Source organism: Pseudoxanthomonas dokdonensis (assembly GCF_001431405.1).
Lineage (GTDB): Bacteria > Pseudomonadota > Gammaproteobacteria > Xanthomonadales > Xanthomonadaceae > Pseudoxanthomonas_A > Pseudoxanthomonas_A dokdonensis.
On the sequence record NZ_LDJL01000002.1, the window covers coordinates 130932 to 154024 of the forward strand.

21 protein-coding genes are annotated in these 23093 nt (G+C 64.0%); 8 read left to right on the forward strand and 13 right to left on the reverse strand.

Going from position 1 to position 23093, the window contains the following annotated elements; genetic code table 11:
• Positions 1 to 11 precede the first annotated feature (11 nt).
• A complete protein-coding gene (locus ABB29_RS01865; protein WP_057656922.1) occupies positions 12 to 512 on the reverse strand; it encodes a hypothetical protein in 501 nt (166 codons plus the stop codon).
• A gap of 413 nt (positions 513 to 925) precedes the next feature.
• On the opposite strand from ABB29_RS01865, the gene ABB29_RS01870 reads away from it, so the two are divergent.
• The 3 genes from ABB29_RS01870 to ABB29_RS01880 all read left to right on the forward strand — a co-directional run bounded on the left by ABB29_RS01870 (position 926) and on the right by ABB29_RS01880 (position 4056).
• Positions 926 to 1756 (forward strand): alpha/beta fold hydrolase, encoded by an 831-nt coding sequence (locus ABB29_RS01870; protein ID WP_057657106.1) that lies wholly within the window; start codon positions 926 to 928, stop codon positions 1754 to 1756.
• Between the two features lie 99 nt (positions 1757 to 1855).
• Positions 1856 to 2455, forward strand: coding sequence for an NAD(P)H:quinone oxidoreductase (gene wrbA, locus ABB29_RS01875; RefSeq protein ID WP_057656923.1), 600 nt, complete (start codon positions 1856 to 1858; stop codon positions 2453 to 2455).
• Between the two features lie 443 nt (positions 2456 to 2898).
• Positions 2899 to 4056: a low temperature requirement protein A gene (locus ABB29_RS01880; RefSeq protein WP_057656924.1), complete on the forward strand. Its 1158-nt coding sequence runs from the start codon at positions 2899 to 2901 to the stop codon at positions 4054 to 4056.
• Positions 4057 to 4709: 653 nt separating this feature from the next.
• Here ABB29_RS01880 and ABB29_RS01885 read toward each other — a convergent pair.
• From ABB29_RS01885 to ABB29_RS01930, 11 genes are all read right to left on the reverse strand, one after another.
• Positions 4710 to 5369 (reverse strand): hypothetical protein, encoded by a 660-nt coding sequence (locus ABB29_RS01885; RefSeq protein WP_057656925.1) that lies wholly within the window; start codon positions 5367 to 5369, stop codon positions 4710 to 4712.
• Positions 5370 to 5436: 67 nt separating this feature from the next.
• Positions 5437 to 5988 (reverse strand): hypothetical protein, encoded by a 552-nt coding sequence (locus ABB29_RS01890; protein WP_057656926.1) that lies wholly within the window; start codon positions 5986 to 5988, stop codon positions 5437 to 5439.
• 43 nt (positions 5989 to 6031) lie between these two features.
• A complete protein-coding gene (locus ABB29_RS01895; protein ID WP_083487344.1) occupies positions 6032 to 6520 on the reverse strand; it encodes a YciI family protein in 489 nt (162 codons plus the stop codon).
• 107 nt (positions 6521 to 6627) lie between these two features.
• Positions 6628 to 7197, reverse strand: a complete 570-nt coding sequence (locus ABB29_RS01900) for a cupin domain-containing protein (protein WP_083487345.1) — start codon at positions 7195 to 7197, stop codon at positions 6628 to 6630.
• Between the two features lie 302 nt (positions 7198 to 7499).
• A complete protein-coding gene (locus ABB29_RS01905; RefSeq protein ID WP_057656929.1) occupies positions 7500 to 8006 on the reverse strand; it encodes an REP-associated tyrosine transposase in 507 nt (168 codons plus the stop codon).
• A gap of 127 nt (positions 8007 to 8133) precedes the next feature.
• Positions 8134 to 8802, reverse strand: a complete 669-nt coding sequence (locus ABB29_RS01910; protein WP_057656930.1) for a hypothetical protein — start codon at positions 8800 to 8802, stop codon at positions 8134 to 8136.
• 72 nt (positions 8803 to 8874) lie between these two features.
• Entirely contained in the window at positions 8875 to 9441 is a 567-nt protein-coding gene (locus tag ABB29_RS01915) for a DUF4410 domain-containing protein (protein ID WP_157062454.1), read from the reverse strand.
• Between the two features lie 1021 nt (positions 9442 to 10462).
• On the reverse strand, positions 10463 to 11743 hold the full coding sequence (locus tag ABB29_RS16000) for an AAA family ATPase (RefSeq protein WP_083487346.1): 1281 nt from the start codon (positions 11741 to 11743) through the stop codon (positions 10463 to 10465).
• Positions 11744 to 11916: 173 nt separating this feature from the next.
• Positions 11917 to 12708, reverse strand: a complete 792-nt coding sequence (locus ABB29_RS01920) for a TSCPD domain-containing protein (protein ID WP_057656932.1) — start codon at positions 12706 to 12708, stop codon at positions 11917 to 11919.
• 129 nt (positions 12709 to 12837) lie between these two features.
• Positions 12838 to 13464, reverse strand: a complete 627-nt coding sequence (locus ABB29_RS01925; RefSeq protein WP_057656933.1) for a hypothetical protein — start codon at positions 13462 to 13464, stop codon at positions 12838 to 12840.
• A 178-nt stretch (positions 13465 to 13642) separates the two neighbouring features.
• The gene (locus ABB29_RS01930) at positions 13643 to 15796 is read right to left on the reverse strand and encodes an adenosylcobalamin-dependent ribonucleoside-diphosphate reductase (RefSeq protein WP_057656934.1); all 2154 of its coding nucleotides are present in this window, start codon (positions 15794 to 15796) and stop codon (positions 13643 to 13645) included.
• Positions 15797 to 16310: 514 nt separating this feature from the next.
• Here ABB29_RS01930 and ABB29_RS01935 point away from each other — a divergent pair.
• On the forward strand, positions 16311 to 17750 hold the full coding sequence (locus tag ABB29_RS01935; RefSeq protein ID WP_057657107.1) for a Do family serine endopeptidase: 1440 nt from the start codon (positions 16311 to 16313) through the stop codon (positions 17748 to 17750).
• Between the two features lie 552 nt (positions 17751 to 18302).
• Here the strand turns inward: ABB29_RS01935 and ABB29_RS01940 are convergent.
• Entirely contained in the window at positions 18303 to 19733 is a 1431-nt protein-coding gene (locus ABB29_RS01940; protein ID WP_057656935.1) for a sugar porter family MFS transporter, read from the reverse strand.
• A 635-nt stretch (positions 19734 to 20368) separates the two neighbouring features.
• Here ABB29_RS01940 and ABB29_RS01945 point away from each other — a divergent pair.
• The 4 genes from ABB29_RS01945 (at position 20369) to ABB29_RS01960 (ending at position 23064) form a co-directional block, all read left to right on the forward strand.
• Positions 20369 to 20770, forward strand: a complete 402-nt coding sequence (locus tag ABB29_RS01945) for a hypothetical protein (RefSeq protein ID WP_057656936.1) — start codon at positions 20369 to 20371, stop codon at positions 20768 to 20770.
• Between the two features lie 12 nt (positions 20771 to 20782).
• The gene (locus ABB29_RS01950; RefSeq protein ID WP_057657108.1) at positions 20783 to 21310 is read left to right on the forward strand and encodes a hypothetical protein; all 528 of its coding nucleotides are present in this window, start codon (positions 20783 to 20785) and stop codon (positions 21308 to 21310) included.
• On the forward strand, positions 21307 to 21729 hold the full coding sequence (locus ABB29_RS01955; RefSeq protein WP_057656937.1) for a hypothetical protein: 423 nt from the start codon (positions 21307 to 21309) through the stop codon (positions 21727 to 21729). Before ABB29_RS01950 ends, ABB29_RS01955 begins: the two co-directional genes overlap by 4 nt.
• A 213-nt stretch (positions 21730 to 21942) precedes the next feature.
• Positions 21943 to 23064: an AI-2E family transporter gene (locus ABB29_RS01960; protein WP_057656938.1), complete on the forward strand. Its 1122-nt coding sequence runs from the start codon at positions 21943 to 21945 to the stop codon at positions 23062 to 23064.
• Positions 23065 to 23093: the final 29 nt, after the last annotated feature.

Below are 23093 nucleotides of genomic sequence, written 5' to 3' on the forward strand. Positions count from 1 at the left end.
AGCGCCCGGGGTCAGGCCGGCAGCGGCAGCCGGCGCGATTGGCGGATGCGGATGGCCTGCAGCGTGGCGCCCAGCAGATAGACCACGAAGCCGGCGCCGACCAACGCTTTCAGCAGCGGATCTTCCGGGCCGCTGAACGCCGGTGCGCCAAGCGGAATACGGGTGCCGGTTTCGGTCAGGCCTGGAATCAGGTGGAAGAACAAGGTCAGCGAATAACCCAGCACCGCCACATAGCGCCAGATGCCGGCGTCGGCGGGACGGCGTTCGCCAAACCAAGCCAGTGCCAATACCAGCAGGGTGACGATGGACAGCACATGCGGTGCGCCGAAGCCACCGTGATGGAAGATGAAAAGACCGGTGATGCAGGTGCCGACGGTAAACCCGATATAGGTCTGGCCGGCGCGGCTGCGGCTGCCGATCTCGCCACCGCGCAGCAGCGCGATGATGCCGGCAATCACCGCCACCAACGCCAGCGCGGTATGGAACATCCCGAAAGCGCTCATGTTCAACATGCGACAACCTCCACCAGTCAGGTGCTTGCAGGGCCGACCGCGCAACGCCAGTGCTCGCGGCTGGCGTTGCGCGGTCACTTGGATCGCGTGGACGCCAGCAGATTGCGCCAGCGACGCGCGCCCTGCGCCCCCCAAATGAGGGGTGCGGCCACGCCCAAACCGGGGCTGCGCGATCAGCGCCCCCACAGCGCCTAATGAAGCGGTCGGCCCGCAGGGGCATTGTCCCGCTCGCCGCGCGCCGCCTTCCACAGGAACCCTCCATGACCGGCATCCACGACTTCCCCGAACAGCCGATGCGACGCGATCTGCTGATCGCCTTCGCCAGCATGGCCGCGGTCGGCAGCCTTGGCCTGCCAGCGCTGGCAGCGCCCTCGCCCTCCCCTTCCCATCCACGCTCCGATACGAGGCCCCCCATGACCCACATCACCACCGCCGACGGCACCACCATCTTCTACAAGGACTGGGGCCCGCGCGATGCCCAGCCGATCGTCTTCCATCATGGTTGGCCGCTGAGCGCGGACGACTGGGACAACCAGATGATGTATTTCCTCGGCCACGGTTACCGCGTGATCGCCCACGACCGTCGCGGCCACGGCCGCTCCACCCAGACTGCCGGTGGCCACGAGATGGACACCTATGCCGCCGACGTCGCCGCATTGACCGACGCGCTGGATCTGAAGAACGCCGTGCACATCGGCCACTCCACCGGCGGCGGCGAAGTCACCCGCTACGTCGCCCGCGCCAAAGCCGGCCGCGTCGCCAAGGCGATCCTGGTCGGCGCGGTACCGCCGGTCATGGTCAAATCCGCCAGCAATCCCGGTGGCCTGCCGATCGATGTGTTCGATGGCCTGCGCAGCGCGCTGCTGGCCAACCGCGCGCAGTTCTTCATCGACGTGCCAACCGGTCCGTTCTACGGCTTCAACCGCGAAGGCGCCAAGGTGTCGCAGGGATTGATCGACAACTGGTGGCGGCAGGGCATGATGGGCGCGGCCAATGCCCATTACGAATGCATCAAGGCCTTTTCCGAAACCGACTTCAGCGAAGACCTCAAGCAGATCCAGCAACCGGTGCTGGTCGCCCACGGCACCGATGATCAGATCGTGCCGATTGCCGATTCGGCCGAACTGGCGGTCAAGCTGCTGCCCAACGGCATCCTCAAGACCTACCCCGGCCTGCCACACGGCATGCTGTCGACCCACCCCGAGATCATCAACCCGGACATGCTGGCTTTCATCAAGGCCTAACCGGCTTCGCGTTTAAGTGGTGCAGGCGGCGACGCGCAGTCGCCCGCCTGCGCGACAGGCGACGGTTCGCGTTTTTCCTCTTGCAACTGGAGACTTCAGATGGCCCGTATCCTCGTCCTCTACTATTCGGCCTACGGCCACATCGAAACCATGGCCAACGCCATCGCCGAAGGCGCCCGCGGTGCCGGTGCCCAAGTCGACATCAAGCGCGTACCCGAGCTGGTGCCGCGCGAGGTTGCCGAAAAATCGCATTACAAACTCGATCAGCCCGCCCCCATCGCCACGATTGATGAGCTGGCCGACTACGACGCAATCATCGTCGGCACCGGCACCCGCTTCGGCCGGATGTCCTCGCAGATGGCCAACTTCCTCGACCAGGCCGGTGGCCTGTGGCAACGCGGTGCACTGCACGGCAAGGTCGGCGCGGCGTTCACCTCCACCGCCACCCAGCACGGCGGCCAGGAAACCACCTTGTTCTCCATCATCACCAACCTGCTGCACTTCGGCATGGTCATCGTCGGCCTGGACTACGGCTACGGCGGCCAGATGCGGCTGGACGAAGTGACAGGCGGTTCGCCTTACGGTTGCACCACCATCGCCGGCGGCGACGGCTCGCGCCAACCCAGCGACAACGAACTCGACGCCGCCCGCTACCAGGGCCGCACCGTCGCCGAAACCGCCGCACGCCTGGCCGGCTGAGGCAATCAGGCGGGGCCGTCCCGCTGGTCAGTCCCACCTGACTGGCCAGTCTTTATCGGGGAAGCTGAGGAAAAGGCAAAGGCAAAGGCAAAGGCAAAGGCTGGCAAACCCGAAGCCCCCATCGTCATCCCGGCGAAAGCCGGGCTTGCAACCGACGAACGTCGGGGCATCCCGCATGTCAGATCAGCTCCAGGCAACGCCTGGATGATCCGGACATCGTCAGCGCGAAGCCCGGCTTTCGCCGGATGACGATATTTAGCTGGCTGTCGCTTCGCCCTGCACTTCGCAGCAGCGCGAGGAAAATCGCCCACTGTTCTGGTTGCGTCGTTTACCCGCCCTCTGACCGATTAAAAGTGAGGCGCTAAACATAATAAACCGCTTGATTCAAAGGCCCGGAAACAGGAGAACGTGTACCCTGTTCGCTGTTTTGCCGAGGAGCCAAGATGTCCCTTCCGATTCTCTCCGCCCGCAACCCGGAACAGGCGCATCGGGCCGCTACCCCGCTTGAACTGCTGTTCGATCTGGTCAGCGTGATCGCCATCGCCAGTGCCACCGCCGAACTGCACCACGCGATCAGCAGCGGCCATGGCCTGGATGTATTGCCGCGCTTCGCTTTCCTGTTCTTCGCCATCTGGTGGACCTGGATCAATTTCACCTGGTTCGCCAGTGCATTCGACAGCGACGGTCCGCTGTACCGGCTGCTGGTGATGGTGGTGATGGGCGGCCAGTTGCTGTTTGCCGGCGGAGTCGAGCACATCATCCAGACCCTGAGTTTCGGCTGGGGCCTGGCCGGCTGGATCATCATGCGCGCGGGCATGATCGCCTTGTGGCTGCTGGCCTCGGGCAATCCCGAATACCGCACCACCGCGCTCCGCTATGCCGGCGGCATCGCGTTCGCGCAGCTGTGCTGGGTGGCGATGTATTTCATCACCCAGGCCCACCCCGGCTTGTTCTACATACTCGGCATCGTCGTGTTTGCGATCGAACTGGCAGTGCCTGCGTTTGCCGAACGCGCGCGGATGACCCCGTTCCATCGCCACCACATCATCGAACGCTACGGCCTGCTGACCATCATCTCGCTGGGTGAAATCGTCCTCGCCATCTCGCTTGCCTTCGCCCAGCTGTTCGACGGCGAAGGCCACGGCAACATGCTGCCGGCGCTAACCGGCGTGTCCGCACTGGTGATCGTGTTCGCTGCGTTCTGGGTTTATTTCACCGATGAAGATCACCTGCCCAGCTCGAAATTCAGCACGGTGTTCATGTGGGGCTACGGCCACGTCTTCCTGTTCGGTGCGCTGGCCGTCATGGGTGCCGGCGTGGCGGCCGAAGTCGACCTCGCCGCGCACACGGCGCATGGCGCCACCCAGGCCAGCGTCGCCTGGTGGCTGGGCATCCCGTTGGCGGTCTACTGGCTTTCGCTCAGCCTGCTCCGCGACCGCCATTTCCCACTTGGCCCACGCCAGTTCGCGTTGCCGCTGATGGCAGTGTTGGCAATCGTGGCGTCGCTGCTGGGAAGCTCGACGGCGGTATTCGCCGGCCTGTCGGTGATCGCAGTGCTGCTGCGGGTACCGATGCGCGGCGAAGCGATGAAAGCCTGCTGAGTGCGCGCAGCGATGCGGGGAGATTGCCTGTGGATTTGTTGCTGATGCCGATTGATCACCACCTTAGTTCGCCCCCACCCTGACCACCGTATCAGGTACGGGGCAGGCTCTCCCCCGTAAACGGAGGAGGGAGTTTCTCACCGGTGTTGTCGCGAACCAGGTGATGTTGATGAAGCGGGATCCGCCCCTTCCCCTGCTTGCGGAAGGCTGGGATGGGGGCAGGATGCGAAGAGATCTGTCAGCAAGCCCGTTAGAAGCCCATCGAAACTATGGCTTTATCTCTGACGCCGATTGATGGCTGGCTTCGTTCGCCGCCACCCGACCCCCGTATCAGGTACGGGGCAGGCTCTCCCCCGTAAACAGAGGAGGGAGCTTTTCATCGGTTTCGTCACGAATCAGGTGATGTTGATGAAGCAGGATCTGCCCCTTCCCCCGCTGGCGGGGGAAGGCTGGGATGGGGGCAGGACGCGAGGTGATCTGTCAGCAAGCCTGGTAGAAGCCCGTCGAAACTGTGGCTTTATCCCGATGGCGATTGACCACCGGCTTCGTTCGCCCCCACCCCATCCCCCGTATCAGGTACGGGGCAGGCTCTCCCCCGCAAACGGAGGAGGGAGCTACGGGGCAGGTTCTCCCCCCATCACCGGAGGAGGGAGTTACCCACCGGTGTCGTCGCGAGCCGCCGTGGTCTGCACCTGTAGCGCATTTGCCAGTGCCTGCCAGAGCCGCTCGCTCTCGTCGGCTTGCAGGCGGCCGTCGCCGTCTTCGTCGACATCGGTCAATCCGGCGGGATAGCGCGCGTCGGCGTTTTCCAGATAGAAGATGATGGCTTCGTGAAGGCCTGCGCTGTCGCTGACGCGGGCCAGGCGCGCGATGTGCCAGTAGCGCGGTGGTCGCAGTCCTTGCGCCTGCAGGGCGGCGCGGGTGCGTGCAGCCTCCAGCGCCGGCTCGCGGGTGGCCGCGGCGACATCGTCGTAGGCATAGCTGCCGGCGCGGTAGACGTGCGGCCCGAACTGGCGCGGTGGCCGCGGCGGAAAGCGGAAGCGGAAGTCGGAACCGGGCTGCACGGTTTCGAACTGCAGCACCAGCATGCGGGTGACCACCCCGTCCGCGCTTTCGACGAAGAGGCGACGCTCGACGTCGGTCTGGTCACGGATGGGAAATCGCAGCGGCGGCAGCGCTTCCAGCGCGGGCTCCACCTGGAAGCTGGCATCCGCCACCGCGGCCGAGGTTACCGTGTGTCCATCGCTCGCCGCGGCCAGCACGGGCACCATCAGCAGGCAGGCGCACGCGAACAGGGACCGCCAGCTTTTCATCGTCACGCACCTCCGGGATTCGCCAACGAGTCTGCGCACAACATCGACGGACCGAGCGTGCTGGAAGTCATCGCGCCAGCCGAGCCGCATGGAAGCGCCGGTGCCGTGCCCACACGCCCCAGGCGAAGGCGGTCGCGTAGCCCAGCAGCAGGCCGCCCACCGCCCACAAGCCGCCGCCCTGCACGAACAGTTGCCAGTCACCGGTCGCCGTTGCGGTGCCCGACGCACGCTGCCAGGCCCACCACATGCCGACCGCGATCCGCAGGCACACCAGTGCGGTCAAGGCCAGCACCAGCCAACGGTTGGGGGTGTAATGCAGGTGGCGGTCGCCGTGTTCGAAACGGGCCAGCCACAGGCCGATGATGCCCAGGCCGATGCCCGCGACCAGGCCGATGCCGGCATCGCGCAATGCGTCCACGCTCCACAACGTGCCCAGCCATGCCGCCAGCAGGAAGCACGGCACCGACACCAGCAGCAGCCACGCATTCAGCGCCACCAGCCAGCCCAGCGTCCGTCGTCGCGCCCGCCCGACCCGGTAGCGTTGCCACAGCGACAGCGGCAACAGCAGCAGCAACAGCACCGCCAACAGCAGCAGCACGGGGATCAGCAGCAGCGGCAAGCGGCCTCCTGCTGACCGGCAGGCCGGCGGTTGCGCCGGCGCATCACAAGGCCTTCCGCGCCAGCTTGCCGTGCAGGTCGTTGACCGTCATCAACGCGGCCGAGCCGTAATAGCTGTGGTATTCGGCGACCATCTCGCCTTCGCTGATCACCGGGTCGGTGGCGACGATCGCTTTCGCCGCCTCGACCCCGTCCACCGCCAACACGAACAAGCCGCGCCAGCCGTCAACGCCATCCAGCGGACCGGCCAGCACCAGCGTGCCGGCCTTGGCCAGCCGCTGCATGTTGGCGAAGTGGCCGCGGAACATCGCGTCGCGCCTGTCGCCCGCGGGCACCGGCGTGCCACTGCTCTTCAGGATCACCAGCACATACGAACGCATGCCGTAATCGTCGGCACCCAGCTGCTGCGCCAACGCGGCGTCATAGCCGGGCGGCGGCGCAGCTTCGGTCGTGACTGCTGTGTCCTGCGCCCACGCACCGGCCGTGACACATGCCAGGCCGGCCGCCATCGTCATGCTCCACCATCGTTTCATCGTCGCAGCCTCCACCCGGGGATCAGCGCCATCCTAACCGCCGCGTGTGCCTGTGGGTGCGAAGGCGGCGGTCGCTCGCGATTGGCCCGAGCTGCTGAAAGTCGACCCTATTCGGCGACCGGCAACTCGGCCGGCTGCAGCCAGTCGCCGTAGCGGCCGACGATCTCCATCATCCGCGGCTGGAAGTCGGGGTCGCCACGCCGGACCGTGCGCGCCAGCGCTACCCGGTCACTGAAGAACTGTTCGAACCCGGCTGGCGACAGCCAGGTCAGCATCCGCACCGGCCCGTCCGCAGTCGGGCCCTGCGCATGCGGCGTGCCCCGCGGGATGTGAACGAAGGAGCCGGCCGGCACCCGATGGACGCTGCCGGCAAGGTTGATTTCAAGCACGCCCTCGAGCACGTAGAAGCTTTCGTCCATCGACGGATGCACGTGCGCTGGGGTGAGATAACCCGGCATCTCCTTGAGTTCGAGCACCGCGAACGCATTGCCGGTCCGTGACCCGGGCACGATCACACGCAGCTCTCCGGCATCGTAGGCCTGCGCTGGCGCGTCAGACGGGCCAACCAGCAGCGGCAGCGATGCCGTGGCAGGCGCGGGCGCGGGCTCCGCGGCCCAGACCGCCGCGACGGCGAAGGAGACCACGACGAGAAAACCGAACCGCATGGAAACACGCATGAGCTGCTCCTCGATGGCGGTGCCGGATGCACCGACGATACAGGCCCAACGTGGCGGCCGGCGGCTAGCGGCCAGCGCGGATGGAAACGTGGATTACCGTAGCTTCGTAGCCCGGGTAAGGCCAAAGGCCGCACCCGGGGAAATGTCCCACCATGCGAAAAACCCCGGGTGCGCTGCGCTTACCCGGGCTACAGCGGCTCGTGATACCACGACATTACCGTAGCCCGGGTAAGGCCAAAGGCCGCACCCGGGGGCAATGTCCCACCATGCGAAAAACCCCGGGTGCGCTGCGCTTACCCGGGCTACAGCGGCTCCCCATGTGTACCTGACATTGGCAAGGCATCGCTTGCCCAATCCGGCGGCAAATGGCCACGTTGCACGTAGCGGTGGAACGTCGAGTGCGGCCAGTCGGCGACCGTGGTCACCAGGCCATGCTTCAATGGATTGATGTGGACATAATCCACCACCGCCTGCAATTCGGACTCGTCACGCACGGTGCGTTCCCAGTAACGCGATTGCCAGGCGGACGGTTTGCCGGGTTGCGACGTGCGACGGGTGAATCCTTTTTTGATGTCCTGCCACAGACGCGGATAGTTGGCAGTGGCATCGTCCATGCGCAGGACGGCGTGCAGATGGTCCGGCAGGACCACCGCCGCGATGACGGTATGCGGCACACGCGTGGCCGCCGCCTGCCACGCGGCGCGTAGCGCATCGATTTTCCGCACCAGCAGGTCACTGCTGCGGTCGCGCAACGTGACGGTAAAGAAGTACGTTGCGCCTGCAATCCGATTGCGGCGATATCCAACCATGCGCCAAGGTTACCCACGCCGTCCTCGCAATGCCAAGGGGTTCCCGTAGCCCGGGTAAGGCCAAAGGCCGCACCCGGGGCAATCTCCCACCATGCGAAAAGTCCCGGGTGCGCTGCGCTTACCCGGGCTACGCTGGCTTGCACTCAAGCGCCTCTTCGAGAAGAAAGGCATACAGATGAAGTCTTCGGGAGAACTCGGCAGCGACCCAGCCGATAAGCCACAGCACCGCCGCCATGACCCCCAGCATCGCCAACCACGAAGGCACGGCCAGCAAGTCCTTCCAGTTACGCAGCAGCACGAACAACGACACCAGCACCGGCAGCAGGCCAAGCCGCTCGATGCCACCGACCATCATGCCCAGTCGGGACTGCAAGCGGTCGTGGCCCATCCGCGCATAGCGCAGCGATGAAGCAAGCACGTCCCGTGGGTAGCTGGACAACCAGAGCGCCAGCGCGCGGAACTGTGCGACATCGTGATCGAACTGCAGGACGAAGCCGCGTCGGTGATGGCGGGCCTCCCGAGCGGTCACGACAAGGGAGCGGAAAATGCCTGGCACGAAGCCTGCAATGGTCATCACCAAACCGGCCCGCGCCACCCACAACATCCACATCTGCGGTGCCAGCCACTTCAGCAGAAGCGAGGGCAGGAACGCCACCGCCACGCCAACGACGCCCAGCAGTGCCAACCGGCGCATCCAGCGCGGCGAATTCAATGCCGCCACCGGACCTTCGGCGAGCGCCTCTATTTTTTCATCCAGCAAAGCGAACGTCAGTTCGGGTCGTAATCCAGCATCCATGGCATCCCCTCCTGCAATCGCGGATTCACTCTATTCGTCCAGATGAAAAGCACACGCTGCGCTCTGCACCCCTTAACGGATATTCGGTCGCCAGCTCATGTTGGGCGCCTGCTCGCTTGGATTGACGGCGGGCGGCAGACTGTTGCCGCTGCCGTCGCCGGACAACACGAAATCCGCGATCTCGTCAGCGTGTCTTTCAATCAGGCCCCCGGCCGAACTGAGCGCGGTCGGGTTACTGGATTCGACCGCTATCCGGCCATGTATGGCGCCGGTGGACGGATCGACAATCTCCACGCTGGTCTTGATGCTGTCGATACCCGCCATGATGCCCACAAGCGCCCGCGCCGCGCCTGGCCGCATGTAGTAGTTGTTGACCGCTATCTCGACATGCATCGCAGTCGGGGTGTCCTCGGCCACCAGTACCTCTTTCAGCCGTGAATCGAGCTGCGCCCGAAACACCTCCAGGCCCTTGGCCGACATGCTGCCCGGCTCAATCGTGTACCAGTAGGTCGCGGCCTTCGGCGCGGAATTGGCCTTGCTCACCGTACCGCCGGTGGATATGCAACCGGTAAGAAGCAGTACACACACCAAGGTAACTGCCCTGGTCAGAACCCCAGTCATCTTTCCAAACTTGTCCATGCGATCCCCCTTCGCTTGGTCCATCTTAACCCGATGCTGTTGCCATCGGAACGGGGAGCGGTATGGCATTGCCAACACGCGGAAGGGAAAGTTGACTCTAGCCCCTTGTTCGAAAGCCGAAACACCAAACATCGTCATCCCGCCGCTAAGCGGCGCGAAGCGATAAAGCTGGATCCCGGCTTTCGCCGGGATGACGAGATACGCGCTGCCGCTTCACCGTGCACCTTGGAGCGAGCCGGGCATCGCAGTGGGCGGCAGGGGAAAGGCGCGGTGACCGGACATTCGTCTGTTGAAAACGTTTGAGGGCCATGGATGGCCCGAGTCAAGCGCCGGCTGCTGACCGCGAGAAGCGCAGGGTACCGGGTGCAGCGCGATGAGCGGACGGTGCAAACGGTTTGACCAGACATGCGTCTGTTGAAGAGCGTTTGCTTCCTTTTGCCAAGACGCTTTCAACAGACGAATGTCTGGTCAAAGGAAGACGCCGTAAGGCGGAAGCTTTTGCTGTTGGCCTTACACGCGAAGGGAAACTGCAATCCCATTTCTCTTTTTCGCCAGCCATGCGGCACGCAGCGCATCGACTTCCCGGGCCAGCAGGTCACTGTTGCGGTCGTGCAACGTCACGGTGAAGAAACACGTTGCACCTGCAATCCGATTGCGGCGATATCCAACCATGGGCCAAGGTTACCCACGCCGCCCTGGCAATGCCAAGGATTCCCGTAGCCCGGGTAAGGCCGAAGGCCGCACCTGGGGAATGTTCCATCAGGCGAAAAGCCCCGGGTGCGCTGCGCTTACCCGAGCTACGCTGGCTGCTGCGATCGCGCAACGTGACGGTAAAGAAGTACGTTGCGCCTGCAATCCGATTGCGACGATATCCAACCATGCGCCAAGCTTACCCACGCCGCCCTGGCAACACCAAGGGATTCCCGTAGCCCGGGTAAGGCCAAAGGCCGCACCCGGGGGCAATGTCCCATCACGCGAAAAGCCCCGGATGCGCTGCGCTTACCCTGGCTACGCTGGCTGGCTAGCTCAAAGAGACACCATCATCAAAATCCCTAATAGAAAGAATCTCGGACGACTTTTCCTTATACAACATCCATCTCATTAGAATACGATGACGGGGATCTACAATCCGGTATGACGTTCCGTTTGGATTTTTTCGTATGAGTGCGATTTTTGCATCTGCGAGCTCTGACAAACCTTGTGACACATTGAGTTTGACACCCTCGCACGCAGCAGGAAATTCCTGCCTCACAATCTTCTCAATTTTGACGTAATCGAACTCAGAGTCTTTACACAATGCAATCGCATACAACAGCTGATTTTTTCTGCCTTTCTTTGTTGCTTTTGAGTTCAAATTGGAAGTTACTGCCGTTATCTCACTAACGATCGAACCCTTAACCCAAGCAGCAACTGCTCTCGTTAACAATTCCCTGGTTACTGTGCGCCCAGAAGCCTCCGAAGTTAATGCTATTTCAAGACAAAGTTCATGCATGTACTGTGGAATTCGATCTGAAAAATTGATGACTTGATGTACAAGCCAATCTTGCGTGCAATCTCCTGGAGAAACTCCAATCCCCAGAAGCTGAAACAAGCCGCGCTTGACGAAAGTTTCAGCTTGAGACTGAGTAAGACGCCCGACTTCCGGCACCTCTTTTATTCGATTTATAAGTGTGTTTGCAGCGCCTACGGATGACAGATATGTCCTGAAATTACTAGCTGTTGTAACGAGCACGATACGTATTTTATATTTGGCATAATCGCCATCATCAAGAAGCAGGAGTAAACCCTTCAATTCATTGACGGCCGACTCATCATTAAGGATATGCTCTAGGTTCTCGAACACAAGTGCAGCAGGTCGTTTGCTACCCGCCTGCGCTCTCATCTTTTGCAAAAGCAACTCAAATACATCACCTTGACGAACCGAGTACGTTTTCTGCGCCTCGAGGCCGGCCTCAAATAAAGACAAATTGACTCCAGCACCTTTTGTCTCGGCAATTTCAGTTAACTGTCGATTGTCAATCTTCGCGAGCACTTCAGCCAATAGACCATTTATTCCCTGAGTGCAGGCTCGCCCTAAATTTGCTGTCCTATAGTAGACGGAAGTATCTGCGAAGACTTTCTTATAGAGCCATGTTTTCCCACAACCACTCTCTCCATGCAACACGATATGCATGGATTGAGGAATATATTGACGCAGGCGATCCTCTAAACCGAAGCGCGCAATATACATTTCATTGATGGTATCACCCCGCGGGGTGAACACAGTGGACGGGTCTCTCGTCTTAGGATTAACTCTACTCATGACTCCGATCTTGTCAGCAAAAGGACATCCAACATCTAGTTGCTGCGTATCGCTCCTCAATGAACAGCTTGAAATCGTACGAACATGTTGACCCAAGCCAGGATCTCCCGGCCAGCTATTTTGCGGTTGTAGTATCTAACAACCTCTTCGTCTGGATCCGTCTTTATCGCCCCTCACCCGCACTTCGAATACCCACAATTCAAACACGTCGCACACCCATCCATGATCACCAGCGCCTTGGTGCTGCACTTGTGGCACATGGTGGCGCTGGGCGGGAAGCTGGTGCCGTCGCCGGTGACGGCGACGTCCTCGTCGCGGGCTTCGGCGACAGCGGGGGCGGCGGCCGGGGTTACCTCAGTGTTTTTTTTTGAGCGCTCTTCGTACTGCTTGCGCTTTTCGGCGATCAGGGCTTTCTGGTGGGCGCTCATTTCCGGGTCGTGGATCAGGCCGATCGACTTCATGTGTTCCTCGACGATGGCGCCGAGTTCGGCGACCAGCGAGGGCATGTAGACGCCACCGGACTTGAAGTAGCCACCACGCGGGTCGAACACGGCCTTCATCTCGTCGACCAGGAAGGTCACGTCGCCGCCCTTGCGGAACACGGCGGACATGATCCGGGTCAGGGCGACGATCCACTGGAAGTGTTCCATCGACTTGGAGTTGACGAAGATTTCGAACGGGCGGCGCAGTTCGTGCTCGGTGCCGGCGTTGAGCACGATGTCGTTGATGGTCACGTACATGGCGTGTTCCACCAGCGGCGATTTGATCTTGTAGGTGCTGCCGATCAGCACTTCCGGGCGCTCGATGCGCTCGTGCATGTGGATGACTTCGGCGCCCTGGGATTCCTGCTCGGCGATGTCACGACTGACCGACGCCACCGGGGTAGCCGGCGCGTTCTCGCGGGCCTTGTCTTCCGGGGTGAGGACGCTGTAGCCCTTGATTTTCTTGTCGATCTTGACAGCCATGATGTGTGGATCCTTTACGTGTATTGATTGACGCTGGGGCTGTGCCCCATCCAGAGCTTCCGGCGCAGGCGTGGAAGCGGTGTTGCGGTTGTGCCTTCCCCCGCAAGCGGGGGAAGGAGCGCAGCGGGATTACTTGCGTGCTGCTTTTTTGCTGGCTTTCTTCGGCGCGGTCTTCTTGACGGCCTTGCTGACGGCGGCTTTCTTCACCGCCTTCTTGGCGACGGCTTTCCTGGCGGCTTTCTTCACCGTCTTCTTGGCAACGGCCTTCTTGGCAACGGCTTTCTTGGCAACGGCTTTCTTGGCGGCTTTCTTCACCGTCTTCTTGGCGACGGCCTTCTTGGCAGCCTTCTTCACCGTCTTCTTGGCGGCGGCTTTCTTGGCGGCCTTCTTCACCGTCTTCTTGGCGGCGGCTTTCTTGGCGGCTTTCTTCACCGTCTTCTTGGCGGCGGCTTTCTTGGCGGTTTTCTTGGCCGCCTTCTTGCCGGTCTTCTTGCTCAGGGTCGCGGCTTCGGCCTTGGCGCTGGCGCTGGCGGCTTCGAGTTTCTTGCGCGCCTTGGCCACCGACTTCTTGACCGACTTGGCCGCGCTGGCCTGGCGCTTGGCCGCGGCCTTGCGCGCTTTCTTCACTGCTTTCCTGGCTTTTTCCAGGGTTTCGCTGGCGACCGCGGCGACGCTGCCGCCGATGTCGCTGGCTTTTGTCTTGACCGTTTCAGCGGCGTCGGAAAGCGTCGCCGTTACTCCATTACCATTGCTCATGACTGCCCTCCTGTGGGCATGTAGGTGTGTAACGCGCTGATGCTATACCGGTTGTTGCCTGCTGTGGAGATACCGCGATGGCGTGGCCGCGGGGGTGATCCCGCGGCTGCCATCGCACTGCCCGTGCCGCGTTGCCGGCACGCCAGTCCGGTGACCGGGACTGGCGCTGGCGGCGGCATCAGAACTTGCCGTAATAGCCTTCCTTGAGCGCGTCGAACAGATTGGCGGCGGTGTGCATTTCGCCGTCGTATTCGATCTGCTCGTTACCCTTGACCTCGACCACGCTGCCGTCTTCCAGCTCGAAGCGGTAGGTGGTGTTTTCCAGGTCGGCTTCCTTGACCAGCACGCCCTGGAAGGCGGCCGGGTTGAAGCGGAACGTGGTGCAGCCCTTCAGGCCCTGCTGGTGGGCGTAGCGGTAGATGTCCTTGAACTGCTCGTACGGGTAGTCGGTGGGGACGTTGGCGGTCTTGGAAATCGAGCTGTCGACCCACTTCTGCGCGGCGGCCTGCACGTCCACGTGCTGCTTGGGGTGGATGTCGTCGGCGGCGATGAAGTAGTCCGGCAGCTGCGCGGCCGGGTCGTCGGAGAACGGCATCGCCTTGGCGTTGACCAGCTCGCGGTAGGCCAGCAGTTCGAACGACCAGACGTCGACTTTTTCCTTCGACTTCTTGCCTTCGCGGATAACGTTGCGGCTGTAGTGGTGGGCGAAGCTGGGCTCGATGCCGTTGCTGGCGTTGTTGGCCAGCGACAGGCTGATGGTGCCGGTCGGGGCAATCGAGCTGTGGTGGGTGAAGCGGGCACCGACTTCGGCCAGTTCGTCGACCAGTTCCGGGGCCACGCCGGCGACCCGCTGCATGTAGCGGCTGTACCTGGCGTGCAGCACCTTGCCGGGGATCTGCTGGCCAACCTTCCAGCCGTCCCTGGCCATTTCCGGGCGCTGGCGCAGCATCGCGGCGGTGACTTCGAAGCGTTCTTCCATGATCGGTGCCGGGCCTTTTTCCTTGGCCAGGGCAAGGCCCATTTCCCAACCGGCCACGGCCATTTCGCGGGCGATGGATTCGGTGAATTCGCACGACTCGGCGCTGCCGTACTTGTGCTTGAGCATGGTCAGGGTCGAGCCCAGGCCGAGGAAGCCCATGCCGTGGCGGCGCTTGCGCAGGATTTCGGCGCGCTGCTGTTCCAGCGGCAGGCCGTTGACCTCGACCACGTTGTCGAGCATGCGGGTGAACACGCGCACCACTTCCTTGTATTCCTCCCAGTCGAAACGGGCCTGGTCGGTGAACGGATCGCGGACGAAGGTGGTCAGGTTGACCGAGCCCAGCAGGCAGGCGCCGTACGGCGGCAGCGGCTGCTCGCCGCAGGGATTGGTGGCGCGGATGTTTTCGCACCACCAGTTGTTGTTCATTTCATTGACCCGGTCGATCAGGATGAAACCCGGCTCGGCGTAGTCATAGGTGGAGACCATGATCATGTCCCACAGGTGGCGGGCACGGATCTGGCCGTAGACCTTGCAGGCCACCAGGCCGTCGTCGCGGCTGATGTAGTTCTTGTGGGTCGGCCAGTCGCGCCAGACCACCTTGTCGGCATCGGCCAGGTCGATGTCGCCTTCTTCCTTGCGGTTGACCGGGAACACCAGCGGCCAGTCGGCGTCGTTGTCGACCGCTTCCATGAAGCCGTCGGTGATCAGCAGCGACAGGTTGAACTGGCGCAGGCGGCCGTCTTCGCGCTTGGCGCGGATGAAGTCCTTGACGTCCGGGTGCGAGACATCGAACGTGCCCATCTGCGCGCCGCGGCGGCCGCCGGCGCTGGAGACGGTGAAGCACATCTTGTCGTAGATATCCATGAACGACATCGGCCCGGAGGTGTACGCGCCAGCACCGGCGACGAAGGCACCGCGCGGGCGCAGGGTCGAGAATTCGTAACCGATGCCGCAACCGGCCTTCAGGGTCAGCCCGGCTTCGTGGACCTTGTCGAGGATGCCGTCCATCGAATCCTCGATGGTGCCCGAGACGGTGCAGTTGATGGTGCTGGTGGCGGGCTTGTGTTCCAGCGCGCCGGCGTTGGAGGTGATGCGGCCGGCGGGGATGGCACCGCGGCGCAGCGCCCACAGGAAACGCTCATACCAGTAGGCACGCTTTTCGTCGCTGGTCTCGGCGTCGGCCAGGGCGCGGGCGACGCGCTGGTAGGTGCCGTCGATGTCGGCATCGATGGCCTGGCCGAGCTTGGTCTTGAGGCGGTACTTCTTGTCCCAGATGTCCTCGGATGCCGGTTGCATCGGAATCAGCCGGGGTTTGTCTTCTGTCTTGACCGCCTCGAGGCGCACCGTGCTCATGGTTTTTTCGTTCTCCCTATAAATGTCAAAAACAGATCATCTGTCCGCGCAAGCGCACAGCATTGTTCAACCGCTCACGCCCCGGCGTATCCCTGGATGACAGCGACAGGCCGACGCGCAGTCGCCGCGGCGCCGCATGTTCGGGAAGTCGTTGTCACCGGCTGGATCACCCCGTATGCCCTGCCCCGGCTGGCCGTCATGACGTCTGCCCCCGTTGTGGAAGGCCTGCCAGGAAAACACCATTGCTTGGGTTGGGCATGGGCAAAACCGCTATATGTAGTGGCTGTGCAAGAGAAGCAAACTACCGCTGCGTCCGCGGGCTGTCAACCGCGAATTTGCCATCGCCAGCAACGGCGGGCGATTGCGCCGAAGGCCGCCGACGACCGGTCGCCGCCGCCGCTTTACGACCAGTTTAGGGAGCCCGCGCACACTCGTTCATAATTGCGCGGCGGCAGTGCCGACGGTCGTCGCCGCTGCCCGCGTCCTTCCCGCCACCTGCCCGACGATGGAATCCATGCGCCCGTTGCCCACCCTGCTGTTGCTGACCGCCGCCGCCGCGTTCGGCGGCTTCGCCGCCATCGGCCTCAACGAAACCTTCAACCAGCGCGCCGATGCCGCGCCGGTGCCGGCCTCGACCACCCTGCCGCCGAACAGCAGCACGCTGCCGGCCACGGTCCAGGGCCAGCCGCTGCCGTCGCTGGCGCCGATGCTGAAGCGGGTGATGCCGGCGGTGGTCAGCGTCGCCACCAAGCAGGTGGTGCAGGTGCGCAACCCGTTCTTCAATGATCCGTTCTTCCGCCGGATGTTCCCGGACGTCCCGCAGGAGCGGATCAACCAGTCGCTGGGCTCGGGCGTCATCGTCGATGCGGCCAAGGGCTACATCCTGACCAACCACCATGTGATCGAAGACGCCGACGACGTGTCGGTGACGCTGGCCGACGGCCGCACGTTCAAGGCCGAGTTTATCGGCTCGGACGCCGACACCGACGTCGCCCTGATCCGGATCCCGGCCGAAAACCTGACCGCGATTCCACTGGCCGACAGCGGCCTGTTGAACGTCGGTGATTTCGTGGTCGCGATCGGCAATCCGTTCGGGCTGAGCCAGACGGTGACCTCGGGCATTGTCTCGGCGGTCGGCCGCAGCGGCATCCGCGGGCTGGGCTACCAGAACTTCATCCAGACCGATGCCTCGATCAACCCCGGCAACTCCGGCGGCGCGCTGGTCAACCTGCAGGGCCAGCTGATCGGCATCAATACCGCCAGCCTCAACCCGCAGGGCAGCATGGCCGGCAACATCGGCCTGGGCCTGGCGATCCCGACCAACCTGGCCCGCACCGTGGTCGACCAGCTGCTGGCCAATGACGGCGTGGTCATCCGCGGCACCCTCGGCGTGGAGGCGCAGGATGTCGATGCGCGGATGGCCCAGGCGCTGAAACTGGACAGCGCGCGCGGCGCCCTGGTCAGCCGGGTCTACGCCGATTCGGCCGCCACCGACGCCGGCCTGAAAGTCGGCGACGTGATCGTCTCGGTCAACGGCCAGCGCATCGACAACGCCGCGGCCTGGCACAACTTCGAAGGCCTGCAGGCGGTCGGCACCCGCTTCAAGCTGGAAGTCCGCCGCGACGGCAAACCGGTCACCCTCACCGCCGCACTGAAGCCGCAACCGCGTGCGCTGATCGGCAACAGCCTGGACAAACGCCTGGCCGGCGCCAGCTTCGCCGAGCTGTCCGAACAACTGCGCCAGTCCGGGGTCAGCGGCGTGCTGGTCAGCGACGTCACCGAAGGCAGCCGCGCCGCCAACAGCGGCCTGCAGGCCGGCGACGTGGTGGTGGCCGGCTCAATGGGCGAGTTCACCGACCTGGCCAGCTTCCGCGCCACCTTCGAAACCCCGCCCCGGCAACTGGTCCTGCGCATCCAGCGCGGCCGCCGCGGCGGCAATCTGCTGATGGAGTGAGTTGCGGAGCGGCGTCTTGCGCTGAGTGCATCGGGTGTTTGCCCCCATCCCCGCCCCGTATCAGGTACGGGGCAGGCTCTTCCCCCGCAAGCGGGGGAAGGGGCTGATCGCGAGCGTGGAAAGATCCAGACAGTGGTCGGAAGTTGCTTGCCGCAATAACGAATCAACACCAAATCATGCCATCGCACGTAGCATGCCCCCTCCTCCGTTTACGGGGGAGGGCTGGGGTGGGGGCAAACGAAGCCACCAGCAATGACAACCCCGGCAAACCCCATTACTTCGATGACATCCCGATACGGCTTCACGCCTGATGGGAGTACTGCATCGCGTCTTGCCCCCATCCCCGCCTTCCCCCGCTGGCGGGGGAAGGGGCTGATCGCGGACGTGGAAGGATCCACGCACGTAATGCAGATGCTCCTTGGTCACTGCAATAACCAGCGAACAATCGACTTATCTTAGGACGATCCGGGATAAAGCCCCCTCCCCCGTTTACGGGGGAGAGCCTGCCCCGTACCCGATACGGGGGTTGGGGTGGGGCAAACGACGCCACACTCAGCCTTCCATCTGCTCCAGTTCCTTGCCCTTGGTTTCCTGCACGTACTTGAGGACGAAGAAGATCGAGATGAAGGCGGCCAGGCAGTACAGGCCGTAGGCGCCGGCCAGGCCGATGCCGGCCAGCAGCATCGGGAAGGTCCAGGTGATCAGGAAGTTGGCGCCCCACTGGAACAGGCCGGCGACCGCCAGGCCGGAGCCGCGGATCTGGTTGGGGAACATCTCGCCCAGCATCACCCACATCACCGGGCCCCACGATGCGTTGAAGAAGATCACGTAGATGTTGGCAGCGACCAGGGCCAGCACACCCATCGAACCGGACAGCACCAGTTTGCCGCTGGCATCGAGCTGGCCGCTGGCGAAAGCCACCGTCACCAGCGCCAGGCTGATCGCCATGCCGACCGAGCCGACCCACAACAGCGGTTTGCGGCCAACTTTATCGACCAGCAGCATCGAGACGATGCAGGCGCCGATGCTGAGGGCGCCGGAGATGACGTTGATCAGCAGTGAATCGGATTCGGAAAAACCGACCGCCTGCCACAGCACCGCGCCGTAATAGAACACTACGTTGATGCCGACCAGTTGCTGGAACACCGCCAGGCCGATGCCGACCCAGACGATCGGGCGGACCCGGCCGGTGACCTTGCTGATCAGATCCGACAGGCGCGGACGGTGGTGATCGGCGGCCAGCGAGCGGTCGATGTCGACCAGCTTGCGCTCGCCTTCGCTGACGCCGTACAGGCGTTGCAGTACCTGCTTGGCGTGTTCCTTGCGGCCCTTGGCGACCAGGTAACGCGGGCTTTCCGGGATGAACAGCAGCGCCAGCAGGAACAGGCCGGCCGGGAACAGTTCGATCCAGAACATCCAGCGCCACGCTTCAAAACCCATCCACAAAGGTTGCAGCGAGGAACCGGCAACCTTGGCCAGCAGGTAGTTGCTGAGGAAGGCGGCGAACAGGCCGCCGATGATCGCGATCTGCTGCACCGTGGCCAGGCGGCCGCGGTAGCGCGCCGAGGACACTTCGCTGATGTAGGCCGGCGACATCACGCTGGCCGCACCGACCGCCAGGCCGCCGATGATGCGGTAGATCACGAACTCCAGCGAGCCGGTGGCGATGCCCGAACCCCAGGCCGAGACAATGAAGAACACCGCTGCCACGATCAGCACCGCGCGGCGACCGAAGAAGTCGGCCAGGCGGCCGGCGAAGTAGGCACCCACCGCGCAGCCGAGCAGCATCGAGGCGACGTTGAAACCGGTGCCGACCGAATCGGAATTGAACGCGGTCTGCAGGCCATCGACGGTGCCGTTGATGACGCCGCTGTCGAAACCGAACAGGAAGCCACCGATGGTGGCCACGCAACTGATGAGGATGATCAGGCGGGTGTTTTCGCCATTGAACGGCGGGGTGTCGCGGAGGGACGTCGTGCTCATGTGTTTCCTCGAGAATTCAGCATGCAACTAGGCATCAGGTTGTTGTTCGGTTCCCGGCGATACGCTGCCTGCGCCGCGTCGCCCGCTATCAAGCGCCCACTCCCGGACGCGTTCAAAACTCACTGCATCCGCAACTGCGCCTGCGCTGACGGCGCCGGCACGCGCAGGCACGCGGCCAACGCGCGACGCTGCAGGCATCGACGTTGCATCCTCAACACTGGCAGCCCCCGGACACTGCACCGTGGCAGCGTCCTGTGGGCGTTGCACGGCGGCGCCCAACATGCCAGCGTCGCCAGCGACATGCAAATTGTCAGCGCTACCTGCCAGCAGGAAGCGTTATCGCTGGTGCATTGGTGTCGGATTGGTGTCGTCGGTTAATGCTGCAGCGCGGTGGTGGTTGAGCGCACGTTGGTGGACTGGGCCAGCGCTCGATTTGTTACAGGGCCATGGCGCGACAAGAGTGATGCATGAGGCATCGTTGCCGCCGCCGCGCCGGCCGCGCTGCCCGGCGCGGATGGGGCGCTCGGCTATCATGGTCCGGGCGCCCGCACGCACCGCCGTCGTCCTAACGTGGCTTTCATCGCCACCTGTTATAGATAGGACTCTGTACGACAGCCCCTTCAAGGAGACATGAAATGAACCAGCCTACTGGCAGCAACCCCACCGCCGGCCTCAATCCGTCCACCGCCACCGACTCGCTCAAGACCAACCTGGGTGAAGCCGGTTCGCACCTCAAGTCCGCTGCCTCCGCCGCCGGCGTTGCGGTCAAGGGTGCCGCCGGTGCCGCTGGCGACGAACTGCGACTGGGCCGTGCCAACGTCAAGTCCGAGCTGGCCGACAGCGCCCTGGCCGGATTGGCCGCCGCCGAGTCCGGCAGCGCCGCCGCCCGCGAGCAGATGGATGCGCTGATGGACAAGAGCCGCGATCTGGTCGACAGCGCCGCCGAGCTGATCCGCGAGCGCCCGCTGGCCTCGTTCGGCGTCGCCTTCGCCGCTGGCTGGGTCATCGCCAAGCTGGCCCGCAGCGGTGACAAATAAGCCGGCCGCGTGATCGCTTCTTCCGATCAAACCGCGCCGCCACCCGGTTCGCCGCCGCCTGACGAAGCTGCCGCCGAGGCGGCGGCCAAAGCGGCCAAGCCCGGCATCGACGACAGCTTCCGCCAGGTCACCGCGGCGGGCAAGGAAACCCTGGGCGGTGCCCGCGACAGTGCGCGCGCGCTGCGCAAGCTGCTGTTCGCCGACATCGCGCTGGCCCGGGCGGCGCTGGGACGGGCGCTTATCTGGACCTGCGTGGCGATTGTGTTCGGTGCTTCCGGCTGGCTGCTCAGCGCGGCGGCGGCGATTGCGCTGCTGCGAAGTTCCGGCCTGAGCTGGACGCAGGCGATGACCGCCGCGGCGGTGTTCAGCCTGCTGGTCACCTGTTTCGGGGCCTGGCGGGTCAAGCATTATTTCGACCACGCCGGCCTGCAGGCCACGCGCCGGCAACTGGTGCGGATGGGACTGATGGATGAGGACGACGACGATGACGCCACAGCGCCACCGCCGGCGCCGTCATCGACACGCCAGGAGGGCCGATGAAATTCGAATCGCTGCAGCGCCGGGTACGGCGCGCCGAACACATCCTGGAAGGCCGGATCGAGCAGACCCGGACCAGCAGCCAATCGCTGCGCAGCGCCTGGCGCGAAGGCTGGACCCCGGGACGCATTGTCCTGGCCGGTCTGGTCAGCGGCTTCCTGACCGGACGCGCTGAACCGCTGCGTTCGCTCACCGGTGCCCGCTGGCTGCAGATGATCACCTCGGTCTCGGGGATGCTGGCCAGCCTGCAGGCGGCGGCCTCGGCCGAACAGGCCGAAACCGCCAGCGACGAAGCCCGTGCCGAAACCCAGGCCCAGGGCGCCGCTGCCAACAGCGCGCCGGCGCCGGCACAAACCCCGGATCCCTTCGCAGGCGTGGCACCGCGCCCGGCCGAAGCCGCCACCGAGATGTCCGAACACTAGCCTGGGTCGATCAGCGACTGCCGGCGTGGTACCGGCATCTCGCTGACGCCTGGCGCAGGGCTGCCGCCGTTGACGCCGCCCGCACACCGATGGCGCTAGCGTGGCTGGCAGCAACCGACGGATTGACGCCGCTGATGCGGCAACCGACGATGCGACACCGCCGCCCGGCCGGCGGCCGGCAAGACTGCCCGGCTGCACGGCCCCCGCCACCCGATGCGAGTATCGTCCTTGACCACGCCAGCCGTTGCCCCGCCACCGCCCGCCGCGCCCGTGCGCACGCCGTCCACATCACGGCCCCGACCGCGGGCTTCGATGGCCTTGCTGGTGCTGGCGGTGCTGGCGGTCGGCTACACCATGTGGATCGCCCAGGGCGTGCTGCTGCCGATCCTGCTGGCGATGTTCTTCGCCCTGATCGGCAACCCGATCATCCGTCTGCTCGGCAAGCTGTGGGTGCCGCGTTTCCTGGCCGCGCTGCTGGTACTGGTCGGTGGCCTGAGCGTGGCCGTGGTGCTGGCCAACCAGCTGACCACGCCGGCGATGGAGTGGTTTCGCGAAGCACCGCGCGAGATGCGCAACCTGGCGCCCAAGCTGCGCGAACTGACCAAACCCGTGCAGGATGCCAACCGCGCCGCCGAGAGTTTCGCCCGCGCCGCCGGTGGCGAATCGGATCGCAAGCTGCAGATCATCCGCACCTCGCTGGATGACCCCTACGCCAAGCTGATGGCGACCCCGCGGCTGCTGGCATCGGTGCTGGCGGTGGTGTTGCTGACGTTCTTCTTCATGGTCTACGGACAGAACCTGCAACGCCACGCAATCGCGCTGCTGCCCGGGCGCCAGCAGCAGAAATTCACCGTCGGCATCCTGCAATCGATCGAACGCGCGGTATCGCGCTACGTGCTGACCATCAGCATCATCAATGCCACCGTCGGACTGATATTCGCGGCCGCGTTGTGGGCGTTGGACTTCCCGGTATCCGAAGCGCTGCTGTGGGGGACGATGGCCGCGCTGCTCAATTTCGCCCCCTACGTCGGCCCGCTGATCGGGGTACTGGCGATGCTGCTGGTCGGCTTCGTGACCTTCGACGATCCGCTGCCGTCGATGCTGCCGGCGGCCTGCTATCTGCTGCTGCATACGCTGGAAGGCCAGATCATCACCCCGATCATCCTCGGCCGGCAGATGGCGCTGTCGCCGCTGATCCTGATCCTGGCGCTGATGGTGTTCGGCTCGCTATGGGGCATCATCGGCCTGTTGCTGGCGGTGCCGCTGCTGGTCTGCGTCAAGCTGGTGCTGGCCCGGGTCGAAGGCATGGAAGGCTGGGCGCGGCTGCTGGAATGAGCGCGCCGGCGGGCCCGGTTCACCACCGG